Annotated in this window: 10 protein-coding genes and 1 tRNA gene; 7 read left to right on the top strand and 4 right to left on the bottom strand. The window is 69.5% G+C overall.

Features of this window, described 5'->3' with window-relative positions:
- The first annotated feature begins 6 nt into the window (after positions 1 to 6).
- A complete protein-coding gene (kdpD, locus tag EV678_RS08695; RefSeq protein ID WP_130459192.1) occupies positions 7 to 2,703 on the top strand; it encodes a two-component system sensor histidine kinase KdpD in 2,697 nt (898 codons plus the stop codon).
- Positions 2,700 to 3,407: a two-component system response regulator KdpE gene (gene kdpE / locus EV678_RS08690; protein WP_014235391.1), complete on the top strand. Its 708-nt coding sequence runs from the start codon at positions 2,700 to 2,702 to the stop codon at positions 3,405 to 3,407. Before kdpD ends, kdpE begins: the two co-directional genes overlap by 4 nt.
- 77 nt (positions 3,408 to 3,484) lie before the next feature.
- On the opposite strand, the gene EV678_RS08685 is transcribed toward kdpE, so the two are convergent.
- The 4 genes from EV678_RS08685 to EV678_RS08670 are packed head-to-tail and all read right to left on the bottom strand — an operon-like array spanning position 3,485 to position 9,105.
- The gene (locus tag EV678_RS08685) at positions 3,485 to 4,153 is read right to left on the bottom strand and encodes a CerR family C-terminal domain-containing protein (protein ID WP_130459191.1); all 669 of its coding nucleotides are present in this window, start codon (positions 4,151 to 4,153) and stop codon (positions 3,485 to 3,487) included.
- An 8-nt stretch (positions 4,154 to 4,161) separates the two neighbouring features.
- Positions 4,162 to 5,298 (bottom strand): ABC transporter permease, encoded by a 1,137-nt coding sequence (locus EV678_RS08680; RefSeq protein WP_130459190.1) that lies wholly within the window; start codon positions 5,296 to 5,298, stop codon positions 4,162 to 4,164.
- 9 nt (positions 5,299 to 5,307) lie between these two features.
- Positions 5,308 to 8,070, bottom strand: coding sequence for a ribosome-associated ATPase/putative transporter RbbA (rbbA, locus tag EV678_RS08675; RefSeq protein WP_207222218.1), 2,763 nt, complete (start codon positions 8,068 to 8,070; stop codon positions 5,308 to 5,310).
- Between the two features lie 48 nt (positions 8,071 to 8,118).
- On the bottom strand, positions 8,119 to 9,105 hold the full coding sequence (locus EV678_RS08670; protein WP_130459189.1) for an HlyD family secretion protein: 987 nt from the start codon (positions 9,103 to 9,105) through the stop codon (positions 8,119 to 8,121).
- A 438-nt stretch (positions 9,106 to 9,543) separates the two neighbouring features.
- Here EV678_RS08670 and EV678_RS08665 point away from each other — a divergent pair, with 438 nt between their 5' ends.
- From EV678_RS08665 to EV678_RS08645, 5 genes are all read left to right on the top strand, one after another.
- Entirely contained in the window at positions 9,544 to 10,227 is a 684-nt protein-coding gene (locus tag EV678_RS08665; protein WP_014235386.1) for a response regulator transcription factor, read from the top strand.
- Positions 10,193 to 11,728 (top strand): sensor histidine kinase, encoded by a 1,536-nt coding sequence (locus EV678_RS08660; RefSeq protein ID WP_014235385.1) that lies wholly within the window; start codon positions 10,193 to 10,195, stop codon positions 11,726 to 11,728. Before EV678_RS08665 ends, EV678_RS08660 begins: the two co-directional genes overlap by 35 nt.
- 74 nt (positions 11,729 to 11,802) lie before the next feature.
- Positions 11,803 to 11,878: transfer RNA gene (locus tag EV678_RS08655), tRNA-Phe, on the top strand.
- A 118-nt stretch (positions 11,879 to 11,996) separates the two neighbouring features.
- Positions 11,997 to 13,031, top strand: a complete 1,035-nt coding sequence (locus tag EV678_RS08650; protein WP_130459188.1) for a cytochrome-c peroxidase — start codon at positions 11,997 to 11,999, stop codon at positions 13,029 to 13,031.
- On the top strand, positions 13,028 to 15,946 hold the full coding sequence (locus EV678_RS08645; RefSeq protein WP_014235383.1) for an EAL domain-containing protein: 2,919 nt from the start codon (positions 13,028 to 13,030) through the stop codon (positions 15,944 to 15,946). The genes EV678_RS08650 and EV678_RS08645 overlap by 4 nt, the downstream gene beginning before the upstream one ends.
- Positions 15,947 to 15,991: the final 45 nt, after the last annotated feature.

Genomic DNA, 15,991 nt, shown 5'->3' with positions numbered 1-15,991 from the left:
CCACCCATGTCCGATCCTCTGCAACGCCCCGATCCCGACGCCCTCCTGGCCCGCCTGGAGGCGGAGGAAATCCAGGCCCGCCGCGGCCGCCTGAAAATCTTCTTCGGCGCCAGCCCCGGCGTCGGCAAGACCTACGCCATGCTGGCCGCCGCCCGTACCCTGCAGTCCCAGGGCGTGGACGTGGCGGTGGGGGTGGTGGAAACCCACGGCCGGCGGGAAACCGCCGAGCTGGTCCAGGGCCTGGAGCTGCTGCCTTCCCGGCAGGTCGAGCACCGGGGCCGCCGCCTGCAGGAATTCGACCTGGATGGCGCCCTGCAGCGGGCGCCGGACCTGGTGCTGGTGGACGAGCTGGCCCACAGCAATGCCCCTGGCAGTCGCCACCCCAAGCGCTGGCAGGACGTGGAGGAACTCCTGGCCGCCGGCATCGACGTGTTCACCACGGTCAATGTGCAGCACCTGGAAAGCCTCAACGACGTGGTGGGCCGCATCACCGGCGCCCGGGTGTGGGAGACGGTACCCGACCGCCTTTTCGATGCCGCCGACGAGGTGGTGCTGGTGGACCTGCCGCCGGAGGAACTGCTGACCCGGCTCAAGGCCGGCAAGGTGTACGTGCCCCAGCAGGCCGAGCGGGCCATGGCCAACTTCTTCCGCAAGGGCAATCTGCTGGCCCTGCGGGAACTGGCCCTGCGCCGCACCGCCGACCGGGTGGACGACGACGTGCGGGCCTACCGCCGCGACCAGTCGGTTAGCACCGTCTGGCCGACCCGGGAATCCCTGCTGGTGTGCATCGGTCCGGGCCCCGGCAGCGAGCGCCTGGTGCGCAGCGCCGCCCGCCTGGCGACCCAGCTGGAGGTGCCCTGGCACGCCCTCTATGTGGAGACGCCCCGCTACCAGCGGCTGCCCGAAGGGGAGCGGGGGCGGGTGCTGAAGAGCTTGCGCCTGGCCCAGGAGCTGGGGGCCGAGACGGCCAACCGGCCGGGCCAGGATGCCGCCGCGGCGGCCATCCAGTACGCCCGGGAACACAATCTGGGCAAGGTCCTGCTGGGCCGGGAACTGCCCGGGGACTGGCGCCGCTGGCTGCCCTGGCGCACTTCCCTGGCGCGGCGCCTGGCCCGCCAGGCGCCGGACCTGGACGTCATGCAGGTGGCCAGCGATGGGGTGGACGGGGAAGCGCCGCCGCTCCCGGACGGCCCGGCCCGGCCCGCCGCAGTCAATGTGCGGGGCTACGGCCTGGCGGCGGCGGCCGTGGCTGCCGTGACCCTGGTGGCGACGCCCCTGCACGGCGCCCTGGACCTGGCCAACATCGTCATGCTGTTCCTCCTGGCGGTGCTCTTCGCCGCGGTCAAGCTGGGGCGCAACCCGGCCATCCTGGCCGCCTTCCTCTCCGTCGCCGCCTTCGATTTCTTCTTCGTCTCGCCGCGCCTCTCCTTCGCCGTCAGCGACGTGCAGTACCTGCTGACCTTTTCCGTGATGCTGGCGGTGGCCCTCATCACCGCCCAGCTCACCGCCGGCCTGCGCTTCCAGGTGGACGTGGCCCAGAGCCGGGAGCGGCGCAGCGACGCCCTCTACGAGATGGCCCGGGAGCTGTCGGCGGCCCTCACCGTGGAGCAGATCGACGACATTACCCGGCGCTTCGTGCAGCAGGGCTTCCAGGCCCGGGCCCTGCTGCTGGTACCCGGCCAGCAGGAGCGCCTGAGCCTGCCGGAAGGGCTGCCGGCTGACCTGCCGGTGGACCTGGGCATCGCCCAGTGGGCGGCGGACCACGGCGAGGCTGCCGGTCTCTCCACCGACACCCTGCCCTCGGCCCCCATGCGCTACCTGCCTCTGAAGGCGCCGATGCGCACCCGGGGCGTGCTGGCGGTGCTGCCCCGGGAGCAGCCCTGGCTGCCCTCGCCGGAACAGGAGCGGCTGCTGGAGACCTGCGCCACCCTGGTGGCCATCGCCGTGGAACGGGTGCATTACATCGAGGTGGCCCAGGAAGCCCTGGTGCAGATGGAGTCGGAGCGCCTGCGCAACGGCCTGCTGGCGGCCCTCTCCCACGACCTGCGCACCCCCCTCACGGCCCTGGTGGGGCTGGCCGACTCCCTCAGCCTGGGCGGCGCCCTGCCGCCGGCCCAGGCCGAGCTGGCCCAGGCCATCCGGGGCGAGGCCATGCGCACCAGCGCCCTGGTGCATAATCTGCTGGACATGGCCCGGCTGCAGTCGGGCCAGGTGACCCTGAAGAAGGAGTGGCAGCCCCTGGAGGAAGTGGTGGGGGCGGCGCTCCAGGCCCGGGCCTCGGTCCTGGCCCAACACCGGGTGCGGGTGGACCTGCCCGCCGACCTGCCCCTGCTGGAGTTCGACGCCGTGCTGATGGAACGGGTGTTCTGCAATCTCATCGAAAATGCCGCCAAGTACACGCCGCCGGGCAGCCTCATCGAGATCGGCGCCCGCCGGGAGGCGGAGCGGGTGCTGGTGAGCGTCAGCGACAACGGGCCGGGCCTGCCGCCGGGCAAGGAGGCGGGCCTGTTCGAGAAATTCACCCGGGGCCAGGACGAGTCGGCCATTCCCGGCGTCGGCCTCGGCCTGGCCATCGTCCGCGCCATCGTCGATGCCCACAAGGGCAAGGTGTGGGCGGAGAACCGCAGCGACGGCCCCGGCGCCCGCTTCGTGTTCACCCTGCCCCTGGGCCAGCCCCCGGCCCTGCCGACGGAGCTGCTGTGAATCCCGCCGCCGGCCAGGAGCGCCTTGCCCCGGTGGTGGTGATCGTCGAGGACGAGCCCCAGATCCGCCGTTTCGTCCGCGCCGCCCTGGAGTCGGAAGGCTGCACCGTGTGGGAGGCGGACACCGCCGCCCGGGGCCTGATCGAGGCCGGCACCCGCAAGCCCGACCTGCTGGTGCTGGACCTGGGCCTGCCCGACGGCGACGGCGTCGATCTGATCCGGGACCTGCGCAACTGGTCCGGGGTGCCGGTGCTGGTGCTGTCGGCCCGCAGCGACGAGAGCGACAAGGTGGCGGCCCTGGATGCGGGCGGCGACGACTACCTGACCAAGCCCTTCGGCATTCCCGAACTGCTGGCCCGGGTGCGGGCCCTGCTGCGCCGCGCCGGCCGGGGCGGCGACATGCCGCCGGTGTTTGCCTTCGGCCCGGTGGAGGTGGATCTGGCCCGGCGCCAGGTCAGCCGCCATGGCGAGGCGGTGCATCTGACCCCCATCGAATACCGGCTGCTGAGCCAGCTGGTGGCCAACGCCGGCCGGGTCCTCACCCACCGCCAGCTGCTGCGGGAGGTGTGGGGCCCCAGCCATGTGGAGCACGCCCACTACCTGCGGGTGTACATGGCCGGCCTGCGGCGCAAGCTGGAGGACGACCCGGCCATGCCGCGGCACATCCTCACCGAATCCGGCGTCGGCTACCGGCTGGCGGTGTAATAGGGGGCTGGTCCGGGAGCCAGTATCGGCAGCCATCTCCGCCGTGCCTGCCTGGAGAGTGGCGTCCCTGCTGTCTCTCAGGCCTGCCGTCGCAGGCCCGCCACCGTGGCCCGGCAGTGCTGCTCGATGACCGCCAGCATGGCCTGCAGCTGGGCCGGCTCGTAATCGCTTTCCGACCAGCCCAGGCGCCGCTGCAGGGTGGTGCGGGCGGAGCCGAAGGCGACCATGGCGCCGATCAGGGCGTGGGCCAGCAGCAGGTTCTCGGGCGATTCCTCCGGCTGGCCGGTGACCCGGGCCAGGAGCCGGCTGACCAGGGTGTGGCCGGGGCGGGTGAAGCGCTCGTAGAGCACGTCGAAGGCCGGCGTGGGGTGGAACTGCTCCCGGGTGAGGAAGATGAACCAGGCCAGGGGGTGGCCGGGGACGAAGGAGGCGGCGGCCAGATCCCGCACCACCTGCACCAGCAGCTCGCCCGGGTCGGTGGCCGGGTCCTGCAGGCGTTGTTCCGCCTCCCGGGTCAGGCTCTGGATGCGGGGCCCCATCTCGGCGGCGATGAATTCGGCGACCGCCCGGTACACCCCTTCCTTGCCGCCGAAGTGGTAGGGAATGGCCGACTGGTTCACCCGGGCGGCGGCGGCCAGCATGCGGGTGGTGACGCCGTCGTAGCCGTGGCGGCCGAAGAGGGCCAGGCCGGCGGCCAGGAGCCGTTCCCGGGTGTCGTCGCTGTGCAGTTGGGGCAGTTCGGCCATGGCGCGTCCTACACCTGGGTCTGGGTCACCGACTTGCGGAAGCGGGTGTGGGCGATGAGGAAGAAGATGGCGCCGATGCCAGTGATGGCGAGGAACTCGGGCCACACCGTGTCGAGGCCGGCACCCCGGTAGAGGATGGCCTGGGCCAGGCGCACGAAGTAGGTGATGGGGGCGCCGAGCATGATGTCGCTGACCACTTCCGGCATGCTCTCCCGGGGCGTGACGCCGCCGGAGAGCAGCTGCAGGGGCACGATGGTGAGGATGAAGAGCAGGCCGAACTGGGGCATGGAACGGGCGATGGTGCCGAGGAAAATGCCGATGGAGGCTGCCGAGAAGAGGTAGAGGGCGGCGCCGCAGAGGAACAGGGGCACGGAGCCGGCGATGGGCACCTGCATGATGGCCTGGATCACGGCGATGAGGCCGACGCTGGCGGCCAGCAGCACGGCGGCACCGCTGGCCCAGACCTTGGCCATCATGATCTCGAAGGGGGTCAGGGGCATCACCAGCAGGTGCTCCAGGGTGCCGTGCTCCCGCTCCCGGATGAAGGCGGCCCCCACCAGGATGATGGTCAGCATGTTGATGTTGTTGATCACCTCCATGACGCCGCCGAACCAGAAGCCGGTGAGATTGGGGTTGAAGCGCACCCGGGTGGTGAGGCGGATCGGCGGGGCGCTGCTGTCCCGCTTGCCGGTGAGGTATTCGTTGAGTTCCCCGGCGACGATGCTCTGGATGTAGCTGGCGCCGATGAAGGACTGGCTCATCACCGTGGCGTCGATGTTCAGCTGCAGGGTCGGGCGCCGGCCTTCCTTCAGGTCCCGCTGGAAATTGGCGGGGATGACCAGGGAAAAGGAATAGCGGCCCTGGTCCAGGGCCCGGTCCATCTGGGCCATGGAAATGAGGTCCGGCGTCTTGAAGTAGGGCGGCGTCAGGGCGCCGATGAGGCGGGCGGAAAGGGGCGAACGGTCCTCGTCCACCACCGCCACCGGGGCGTTGCGCAGTTCCTGGGAGACGCCCTTGGCGGCGCTGTAGATGCCGCCGGTGAAGGCCCACACGATCAGTACCAGCAGCACCTTGTCGGCCCACAGGCTGCGCAGCTCCTTGAGCCCCAGGCGGAAGATGTTGGCCAGCGTGCCGTGGCGGTCCATGGTCGTTTCCTATTTCTCCTGCTTGGGCAGCAGGGCCAGGGAAATGAGGGTTAGCACCGGAATGAAGCAGGCCAGGGCGAGGAACTGCTGTCCCAGGTCGGCAAAGCCCAGGGCCTTGGTGAACACGCCGCGGCTGATGACCAGGAAGTAGGTGGCGGGGAAGAACTGGCCGATCCAGTAGGCGCCGCCCACCAGGGAGGCCACCGGGGTGGTGAGGCCGGAGAACTGCACCGTCGGCAGCATGGTCAGGATGGCGGTGCCGAAGAGGGCGGCGATCTGGGTCTTGGTGAAGGTGGAAATGAGCAGGCCCAGGCCGGTGGTGCACACCACGTAGAGCAGGGCGCCGCAGGCCAGGGCGAGGAAGCTGCCCTTGATCGGCACGCCGAAGACCAGCACCGCCTGCAGGGCCAGGGCGAAGAAGCTGAGCATGGACACCACCACGTAGGGCAGCTGCTTGCCGATGAGGAATTCGAGGCGGCTGACCGGGGTCACGTAGAGGTTGGTGATGGAGCCCAGCTCCTTTTCCCGCACCACGCCCAGGGCCATGAGGATGGCCGGGATGAACACCAGCAGCAGGGGAATCACCGCCGGCACCATGGCGTAGATGCTGCGGAAGTCCTGGTTGTAGCGGTAGCGCAGGGCCACGTCGGTCCAGGTCAGGGTGGGGGCGGTGCCGGTGGCCTCGGTCACCAGCTTGACGATGTACTGCTGGTGCAGGCCCTGGACGTAGCCCCGGGTGGTCTCGCCCCGGTAGGGCATGGCCCCGTCCACCCAGGCCCCCACTTCCGGCGAGCGGCCCTGGTGCAGGTCCCGGCCGAAATTGGGGGGGATTTCCAGGGCCACCGTCAGTTCCCCATCGCGCATGCGCCGCTCCAGCTCGGCGCTGTCGGCGATGGGCGGCTGCTGCAGGAAGTAGCGGGAGCCGGCGATGTTGTCGATGTAGTCCCGGGACTCGGGGGACTGGTCCCGGTCCAGCACGGCGAAGCGCAGGCCTTCCACGTCCATGGAAATGCCGTAGCCGAGCACGAACATCAGCAGCACCGAGCCGAGCAGGGCGAAGGTGAGGCGGATGGTGTCGCGGCGCAGCTCCAGGGCTTCCCGGTAGGCGTAGCCGAGCAGGCGGCGCAGGCTGAAGGCCTTGTGCCGGTGGGGCGCCCGTGCCGCTGCCGTCGGCGCGGGCCGGGCGTCGGCGGGCGTCGGGTTCTGGGGCTGGGGCTGGGCCGGGGCGGCGCCGCTGGCTTCCTCCAGGTAGGAGATGAAGGCTGCCTCCAGGGAATCGGCGCCCCGGGCGGCCTGCAGGGCCGCCGGGGTGTCGCTGGCCAGCACCTTGCCGGCGTGCATGAGGCTGATGCGGTCGCAGCGCTCGGCCTCGTTCATGAAGTGGGTGGAGATGAAAATGGTCACCCCCTGTTCCCGGGACAGCTCCACCAGCAGTGCCCAGAACTGGTCCCGGGCGATGGGATCGACGCCGGAGGTCGGCTCGTCCAGGATCAGCAGGCGGGGCTCATGTACCACCGCCACCGCCAGGGAGAGGCGCTGGCGGATGCCCAGGGGCAGGTCCGCCGCCGGGGCGTCGGCGTAGGGCGTCAGGTCGAAGCGTTCGGCGAGGGCGGCGATGCGCGGGCCGATCTTCTCCGGCGGCAGGTGGAAGAGGCGGGCGTGCAGGTCCAGGTTCTGGGCCACCGTCAGTTCGCCATAGAGGGAGAAGGCCTGGGACATGTAGCCCACCTGCTTGCGCGTCTCCAGGTTGTTGGCGTCCACCGTCTTGCCGAACAGGCTGGCCTTGCCCTGGGTCGGCGGCAGCAGGCCGGTGAGCATTTTCATGGTGGTGGTCTTGCCGCAGCCGTTGGAGCCGAGGAAACCGAAAATCTCGCCCTTGCCGATCTGGAAGCTGACCCGGTCCACCGCCGTGAAGTCGCCGAAACGCTGGGTCAGGCCCTCCGCCTCGATGGCGAAGTCGTGGCCGTCCGGCGGCAGGGGCGGGATCACCAGTTGGCTGTGGGCTTGGCGCCGTTCCTCCGGCAGCAGGCTGATGAAGGCCTGCTCCAGGGTGGCGGCGCCGCTGCGGGCCTTCAGCTCGGCGGCGCTGCCGGTGCCGATGATGCGGCCGGCGTCCATGGCCACCAGCCAGTCGAAGCGCTCCGCCTCTTCCATGTAGGCGGTGGCCACCAGCACGCTCATGCCCGGGCGGCGGGCCCGGATGCGGTCGATCAGCTCCCAGAACTGGCGCCGGGAAAGGGGATCGACGCCGGTGGTGGGCTCGTCCAGGATCAGCAGGTCCGGGTCGTGGATGAGGGCGCAGCACAGTCCCAGCTTCTGCTTCATGCCGCCGGAGAGCTTGGCCGCCGGCCGGTCGCGGAAGGGGGAGAGGTTGGTGGCGGCGAGCAGTTCGTCGATGCGCCGCTGCCGCTCGGCCTTGCCCTGGCCGAAGAGGCGGCCGAAGAAATCCACGTTTTCCGCCACCGACAGGGTGGGGTAGAGGTTCTTGCCCAGGCCCTGGGGCATGTAGGCGATGCGCGGCTGCAGGCGGGGCCGCACCCGGGCGCTGCCCATGTCCTCGCCGAACACTTCCACTCGTCCAGTCTGTATCTTGCGGGCCCCGGCCACCAGGGCCAGGAGGGAGGACTTGCCGACGCCGTCCGGGCCGATCAGTCCCACCATGCCGCCAGCGGGCAGGTCCAGGGTGACGTCCGCCAGGGCATCAACCTGGCCGTAGCGCAGGCTGATGCCGGCGAGGCGGGCGACGGGAGCGGCGGTGTCCAGTAAGGCCATGGCGGCGGGCCGGGAGTGGGAGTGGTTGGGGTAGGGCCGGTGGCGGGATCAGCGCAGCTGCAGCTTGGCGGGCCAGGCCACGTCGGCGGCGGTGCGCACGTAGCCGACGCCGGGCATGCCGGGCTTGGCCAGGTCGGCGTGCTGGGCCAGCCATTCCGGCTCCACCCGCAGCTTCAGGCGGAACATGAGCTTTTCCCGCTCGTTGCGGGTTTCCACTTCCTTGGGCGTGAACTGGGCCTTCGGCGCGACGAAGCTGACCCGGGCGGGAATGGGCGTCTCCAGGGCGTCGAGGACGATGCGGGCTTCGTCGCCCACGGCTACCTTGCCCGCTTCCGCCGTGGGCAGGTAGATGGTCAGGTACATGTCGTTCATGTCCAGCAGGGTCAGCACCTTGCCGCCGGCGGCCAGCACCTCGCCCGGTTCGGCCAGGCGGTACAGCACCCGGCCGGCCAGGGGTGCCCGCAGGGCGGTGTCGCGCAGGCTGACGCGCAGGGCCTCGGCCTTGGCCTGGGCCGATTCCACCGCCGCCACGGCTTCGGCCACCCGGGTCTGGGCCGCGGCCAGGGCCGCGTCGGCGGTCTGCAGGGTGCTTTGGTCCTGGTCCAGCTTGTTGCCGGTGACGTAGCCCTTTTGCACCAGGGCTTCGGTCCGCTTCAGGGTGGATTGGGCCAGGCGCCGCTGGCTGGCGGCGCTGTTTACTCCGGCCTTGGCTTCCCGGGTGCTTTCCCGGGCCTGGCGGATCTGGGCTTCGGCCGCCTGCAGCTGGGCGGCCAGGTCCTCGGCGTCGAGGCGGGCGAGGACTGCGTTGAGCGGCACGCTGTCCCCTTCCCGGGCGTTGACCTCGGCCAGGCGGCCCGCCACCTTGGTCGCCACATCCACTTCGATGGCTTCCAGGCGTCCGTTGCCAGTGGCGATGCCGGGGGGCAGGGCCGGCGGGCGCAGGCGGTAGGCGATGGCGCCGCCGAGCAGCAGCACGGCGACCAGGACCAGGGGTACGGCCCGGCGGGCGATGGAGGTGGGGGCAGGGGAGGGCATGGGGATTCTCCGCGGAGGATGCGGCGCCTGGGGGATGGCCGGCGCTTTGAATGACTCCATTGTGCCATTTCATTCATTTGAATGAAATGATGCCGTCCGGATGGAGCTGGCAGTGCCGTCCATGACGCGGCGCAGCAACCGGAGAGGGGCGAATTTGTTACACTGAAAAGGTTCCCGTAAGGAACGTCCGTGCGGCGGAAAGCGGCGCCAGAGGCGGTTTTTAGCCTGTGGCCGAGCGAGGACGAAGCGGAGGCGGGAACGCAGCACGCACAGAAAAAGCGCGCAAGAAAGATGGCAGGGGACGATTCGGTGCAGGAATCGAACCGCCCCCCGAGTCCCGCCGAAGCGAGACTCCTAAGACCATAAAAGGAGAACAGCGGCGCCAGATTAAGGGCGCGGGCTTACATAAAACTTACGCGGATCAGGCTCTTATCCTCCATGCGCATACTCCTGGCTGAAGACGACAAAATCATCGCGGACGGGCTTTCCCGTTCCCTGCGGCAGGGCGGCTACGCCGTTGACTGCGCCTATACGGGTCTGGAGGCCGATACGGCCTTGATGACCAATTCCTACGACCTGCTCATCCTCGACCTGGGCCTGCCCAAGCTGCCCGGGCTGGAGGTGCTGAAGCGCCTGCGGGCCCGCAATGTGCAGCTGCCGGTGCTGATCCTCACCGCTCTCGACGGCACCGGCGACCGGGTCAAGGGCCTGGACCTGGGGGCCGACGATTACATGGCCAAGCCCTTCGAACTGGCCGAGCTGGAGGCCCGGGTGCGGGCCCTCACCCGGCGTTCCTCCGGCACCGCCCCGGTCATCACCTGCGGTGCCCTGACCTACGACCAGGCCGGCCGGGTGGCCCAGCTGGACGGCCAGAACCTGGACCTCTCGGCCCGGGAACTGGGGCTGCTGGAAATCCTCCTCTCCCGGGTCGGCCGCCTGGTCTCCAAGGACCAGCTGGTGGACCACCTGTGCGGCTGGGGCGAGGAGGTGAGCCACAACGCCATCGAGGTGTACATCCACCGCCTGCGCAAGAAGCTGGAATCCGGCGGGGTACGCATCGCCACCGTGCGCGGACTCGGTTACTGCCTTGAAAAGCCGCAAGAACCCGGCGCCGGCCGCTAAGGAGGGGGGCGACGCCCAGCGCTCCCTGTTCGGGGAAATCCTGGACTGGATGCTGGCGCCCCTGCTCTTCGTCTGGCCCATCAGCATCGCCATCACCCACTATTTCGCCAACATCGTTGCCGGCTATCCCTACGACCAGGCCCTGCGGGAGAACGTGAACGCCATCGCCCGGCAGATCCGCTACAGCGACAGCAAGCCGGTGATCAACCTTTCCGGCTCGGCCCGGGCCGTGCTGCGGGCCGACGAGGTGGACAGCGTCTACTTCCATGTCGTCACCCGGGAAGGTACGCGCCTGGCTGGCGACAAGGAGTTGCCGGTGGCCCCCGAGCTGGTGCGGCCCCGGGACGACACCGGCGAGATCAGCTTCCGCGACGGCGAATTCAACGGCCAGGACCTGCGCATCGCCTACCAGTTCCTCGCCGATCCCAACCGGCCCGACGACCGCTGGCTGGTGGTGGAAGTGGGCGAGACCCTGGAAAAGCGCTCCCAGCTGGCCAACAAGATCATCGCCAGCGTCATCCTGCCCCAGTTCGTCATCATTCCCCTGGCGGTGATCCTGGTCTGGTTCGGCCTCTCCCAGGGGCTGAAACCCCTGACCAAGCTGCGCAGCCGCATCGAGGCCCGCCGTCCCGGCGATCTCTCGCCCATCAACACGCGCAAGGTGCCGGAAGAACTGCAGCCCCTGATCGAGGCCTTCAACGGCATGCTGGAGCGCATGGAGCGCAACATGGAGGCCCAGACCCGCTTCATCGCCGACGCCGCCCACCAGATGCGCACCCCCCTCACCGGCCTCAAGACCCAGGCCCAGCTGGCCATGCGGGAGAACGACCCGGAGCGCCTGCTGTACGCCCTGCGGCAGATGGCCGGGGCGGTGGACCGGGCCTCCCACCTGGTGAACCAGCTGCTCACCCTGGCTCGGGCCGAGGCCGGCAGCGGCGCCGCCAGCCAGCCCCTGGCGCCCATGAACCTGGACAAGCTGCTGCGGGAGATCGTCGAGGACTGGGTCATGCGGGCCCTGGAGAACTACATCGACATGGGCTACGAGCCTGCCGACGGCGCCACCGAGATCGAGGGCAACTCCTTCCTGCTGCGGGAGATGATCAACAACCTCATCGACAACGCCCTGCGCTACACCCCCGTGGGCGGCCAGGTCACCTGCCGGGTGGTGCGCCGGCGCAGCGAAGGCGGCGAATCGGAAGTGGTGCTGGAAATCGAGGACAGCGGCATCGGCATCACCGAGGAACAGTCCGAACTGGTCTTCGAGCGCTTCTACCGGGTGGACGATGCGGGCACCGAAGGCTCCGGCCTGGGCCTGCCCATCGTCCGCGAGATCGCCGAGCTGCATCACGCCCAGGCCAGCCTGCGGCCCAATCCCAAGGGCCAGGGCAGCATCGCCCGGGTGGTTTTCCCCGCCTACCAGGAGCCCCGTCCCGAGCTGGCCGAAGATGCGCCCCTGGCCTCCGCCTGGAACCGCTCCCTGCCGCCGCCGGGGTCGGTGTGAGGGCGTTGCGAAATAAATGTCACAAAGTCTTTGACAGGTCGGTAGGTCGTGGCTACAATGCGGCCTTCGTTTTTGGCCAGTTAGCTCAGTTGGTAGAGCAGCGGATTGAAAATCCGCGTGTCCGTGGTTCGATTCCGCGACTGGCCACCAAGATTCGATAAAAAGGGACAGGCGCGAGCCTGTCCCTTTTTTGTTTTATGCTGTCGGTTAAGGGTGGATTCCGGCATCAGACCGGAAGCGCCGAGTTCAACGAGGTTGGAGCACGTCCATGGCGAAGCCGGCAGGTCTTCCCAATTTGCGCCTGTTCGCAGTGATCTGCGTACTGGCCGTTACGGCGGTGGGGGCGTTGCTGTATCCGCGCCTGGCGGCCTCGCCCGATGCCGCGGTCGAACCCATGCCCGCCCTGCTGGCGACTACCCCGATCCGCCCCGGCGAGCCCCTGCTGCCCCTGCCCGACAGCCTGCCGGTGGATCCGGCCAAGGTGGCCCTGGGGCGCCTCCTCTTCAACGATCCCCGCCTCTCCCGCGACGACTCCCTGGCCTGTGCCGGCTGCCATGACCTGCAGCGGGGCGGTGCCGACGGCATGCCGGTGTCCCGCGGGGTGGACGGCAAGAAGGGCGGCATCAATGCCCCCACGGTGCTCAATGCCGCCTTCAATTTCCGCCAGTTCTGGGACGGCCGCGCCGCCACCCTGGAGGAGCAGGTGGAAGGTCCGGTGCACAATCCGCTGGAAATGGCGGCGGATTGGGACCAGGTGCTGGCCAAGCTGCAGGCCGACAAGGAATTGCGCAGCCGCTTCGCCAGTGCCTACCCGGCCGGGCTGACGGCGGCCACGGTGCGCCACGCCATTGCCGAGTACGAACGCTCCCTGCTGACCCCCTCCCGTTTCGACCGCTGGCTGCGGGGCGATGACACCGCCCTGTCCGACGAGGAAAAGGCCGGTTACCGCCTGTTCAAACGTCACGGCTGCTCTTCCTGCCACCAGGGGGTGAATGTGGGCGGCAACCTGTTCCAGCGCTTCGGCGTCATGGACAACTACTTTGCCAACAAGAAGGCCCTGACCGCCGCCGACATGGGGCGTTTCAACGTCACCGGCCGGGACGAGGACCGGCATGTGTTCAAGGTGCCGACCCTGCGCAACGTGGCGCTCACCGCCCCCTATTTCCACGACGCCGCCACTTCCTCCCTGGACGAGGCGGTGGCCCTCATGGGGCGCTACCAGTTGGGCGTGGAGCTGCCGGCCCGGGACGTGACCCTGATCGTCACCTTCCTGCAGTCCCTCAACGGGGACGTGCGGCCATGACCCGCCTGCCGTCCTGGAAGGGCGCCGCCCCCTGGCTGCTGGTGCTGATCCTCACCGTCATCCTGGTGGGGCTGTTCCAGCGCAGCACCGGGGCCGACGTCGCCGAGCAGGCCCGGGTCGAGGCCCTGGTGCATGAGATCGTCGCCCTGGACGCCCGCCTCAACCAGGACCTGCTCAAACTGCGCCACCGCCAGTTGCAGGACTATGACGCGGTGGCGGCGGCGGACGAGCGCATTTCCGCCCTGCTGCAACGTTTGCAGGCGGAACTGCAGCGCCACGGCAGCGAGGCCATGACCCCGGTGCTGGCCCTGTGGCAGGAAAAGCGGGAAGGACTGGAGCGCTTCAAGCAGCAGAACGCCCTGCTGCGCAATTCCCAGGACCACTTCCTCAATCTCTCCAGCCAGCTCCTGCGTGCCAGCGACAGCCCGGACGGCCGCGGCAGCGTGCCCCACAGCGCCCTGCTGGCGACGGTGGGGCGGGAAATCATGGAGTTCCTCATCCGCGGCGAGGCCGACGACATGCCGGCGGTGGCCGCCGACCTCTCCGCCCTGCAGGACCAGGTCGTCGGCTGGCCTCTGGAGGTGCGGCGCCAGGTGCTGCTGATGACGGCCCACGGCCAGCAGGTGCTGCGCCATCGCCTGGACGTGGAGAGCCTGCTCAACGAACTCACCGGCAGCCCCTTCGCCGGCAGCCTGGAGGCCTCCTACCGGGACTACAGCGAAATCTACCGCCAGGACCTGAAGCAGGCAGAAAGCTACCGCCTGCTGCTGGCCCTGTTTGCCCTGTTCCTCATCGCCACCGTGGTCTACATCATGGTGGAGCTGAAGAAGTCGGCCCTGGAGCTGGGCCACAGCCATGCCTTCCTCGACAACATCGCCAATACCCTGGCCGAAGGCATCCTGGCCCTGGACCGGGGCGGGCGCATCACCTTCGCCAACCAGCGGGCCGAAGCCCTGCTGGGGGCGGCGCCGGGCGGCCTGCTCGGCCGCGATGCCGCCACGGTGCTGTGGCCCGGCGCGGCGCCGGCCGAGGTTTCCGGCCTGGCCCGGGCCCTGGCCACCGGCGCCGTGTTCGAGGGCGAGGACGATTTCGTGCGCAGCGACGGCAGTGCCTTCCCGGTGGCCGTGCTGGGGGCGCCCCTGCGGGGCGGCGAGGGCGACGCCGACCAGGCCGGCTACGTGGCCTCCTTCCGCGACATCAGCGAAATCAAGCAGGCCGAGGCCCGCCTGCATCTGGCGGCCAGGGTCTTCGACAGCCTGGGCGAGGCCATGGTGGTGACCGATGCCCGGGGCCGCATCCAGTCGGTCAATCCGGCCTTCTCCGAGGTCACCGGCTATTCCGAGGCGGACGCCCGGGGCCGGGCGCCGGGCCATATCCTGGCCTCGGGCCAGCACGATCCGGCCTTCTATGCCCAGATGTGGCAGAGCCTGCAGGAGCAGGGCAAGTGGCAGGGCGAAGTGATCAACCGGCGCAAGTCCGGCGAGACCTATCCGGAGTGGCTGTCCATCACCGCCATCAAGGACGGGGCCGGCCAGGTCAGCCAGTACGTGGGCCTGTTCACCGACATCACCGACCGCAAGCAGGCCGAGGCCCACATCCACCACCTGGCCTACCACGACCCCCTCACCGGCCTGCCCAACCGCCGCCTTTTCTACGACCGCCTGGAAAACGCCCTGCGCCAGGCCCACCGTTCCCGGCGCAAGCTGGCGGTGCTGCTGCTGGACCTGGACCGCTTCAAGGCGGTGAACGACACCCTGGGCCACGACCAGGGCGACCTGCTGCTCAAGGAAGTGGGGGCCCGCCTCAGTCTCTGTCTGCGGGAGGGCGACACCCTGGCCCGCCTCGGCGGCGACGAGTTCGTCCTGCTGCTGCCCGAAGTGCTGTCGGCGGAGGATGCCAGCATCGTCGCCGGCAAGCTGTTGGCCCAGTTCGACCAGCCGGTGCGGCTGGGGGAGCGGGAGATTTTTGCCTCCACCTCCATCGGCATCGCCCTCTACCCGGCCGACGGGGAGGACGGGGAGTCCCTGCTCAAGCATGCCGACGTGGCCATGTACGCAGCCAAGGACGGTGGCCGGGCGGCCTACCGCTTCTTCATCGCCAGCCACAACGAGCGTTCCCTGGAGCGGCTGGAACTGGAGAACGACCTGCGCCGGGCCGTCGAGGGCGAGCAGCTGCTGCTCTACTACCAGCCCCAGATCGGTGCCAGCAGCGGCCGCATCGCCGGGGTCGAGGCCCTGGTGCGCTGGCGCCATCCGACCCGGGGCCTGGTCATGCCCGACAGCTTCATCGCCCTGGCGGAAAACGCCGGCCTCATCGACGCCATCGGCCACTGGTGCCTGGTGGCCGCCTGCCGCCAGCTGCGGGCCTGGCAGGAGCAGGGGGTGCCGGTGCCGCGGGTGGCGGTGAATGTTTCGGCCCGCCAGCTGCGGCGCTGGGACTTTGCCCAGGAGGTGCTGCAGGTGGTGACCCAGAGCGGCATCGACCCGGCCGGCCTGGAGTTGGAACTGACGGAAAGCTCCCTGGCCGACGACCCGGAACAGATCCTGGCCATCTTCAGCACCCTGCGCCAGGCCGGGGTGCGGGTCTCCATCGACGATTTCGGCACGGGCTATTCCTCCCTTTCCTATCTCTCCCGGTATCCGGTGGACGAGGTGAAGATCGACCGCAGCTTCGTCTCCCGCCTCCTGGACGACCGGGAGGCGCGCTCCGTGGTGCGGGCGGTGATCCTCCTGGCCCACGGCCTGGGCATGCGCACCGTCGCCGAAGGGGTGGAGACCGAGGCCCAGTGGCAGGTGCTGAGCGACCTGGATTGCGATGAACTGCAGGGCTACCTGTTCAGCAAGCCGGTGCCGCCGCACCAGATTCCCCTGCTCAAGGGCGACTGGCAGCGCAGCGAGAGCCGCCTGCCGGTGTGACGGGCAAGGGCCGTACGGGCCTTTGCTTTATGCGTTTTCTCAAAT

Source organism: Azospira oryzae, assembly GCF_004217225.1.
Lineage (GTDB): Bacteria > Pseudomonadota > Gammaproteobacteria > Burkholderiales > Rhodocyclaceae > Azospira > Azospira oryzae.
This window is presented reverse-complemented; position numbering and strand designations above follow the sequence as displayed.

What these genes read in the sequence shown, in the direction of transcription:
- EV678_RS08680 (WP_130459190.1), bottom strand. Translation starts at nt 5,298, where the DNA reads ATGGACCGCCACGGCACGCTGGCCAACATCTTCCGCCTGGGGCTCAAG.
- EV678_RS08645 (WP_014235383.1), top strand. Translation starts at nt 13,028, where the DNA reads ATGACCCGCCTGCCGTCCTGGAAGGGCGCCGCCCCCTGGCTGCTGGTG.
- EV678_RS08670 (WP_130459189.1), bottom strand. Translation starts at nt 9,105, where the DNA reads ATGCCCTCCCCTGCCCCCACCTCCATCGCCCGCCGGGCCGTACCCCTG.
- rbbA (WP_207222218.1), bottom strand. Translation starts at nt 8,070, where the DNA reads ATGGCCTTACTGGACACCGCCGCTCCCGTCGCCCGCCTCGCCGGCATC.
- EV678_RS08665 (WP_014235386.1), top strand. Translation starts at nt 9,544, where the DNA reads ATGCGCATACTCCTGGCTGAAGACGACAAAATCATCGCGGACGGGCTT.
- EV678_RS08685 (WP_130459191.1), bottom strand. Translation starts at nt 4,153, where the DNA reads ATGGCCGAACTGCCCCAACTGCACAGCGACGACACCCGGGAACGGCTC.
- kdpD (WP_130459192.1), top strand. Translation starts at nt 7, where the DNA reads ATGTCCGATCCTCTGCAACGCCCCGATCCCGACGCCCTCCTGGCCCGC.
- EV678_RS08650 (WP_130459188.1), top strand. Translation starts at nt 11,997, where the DNA reads ATGGCGAAGCCGGCAGGTCTTCCCAATTTGCGCCTGTTCGCAGTGATC.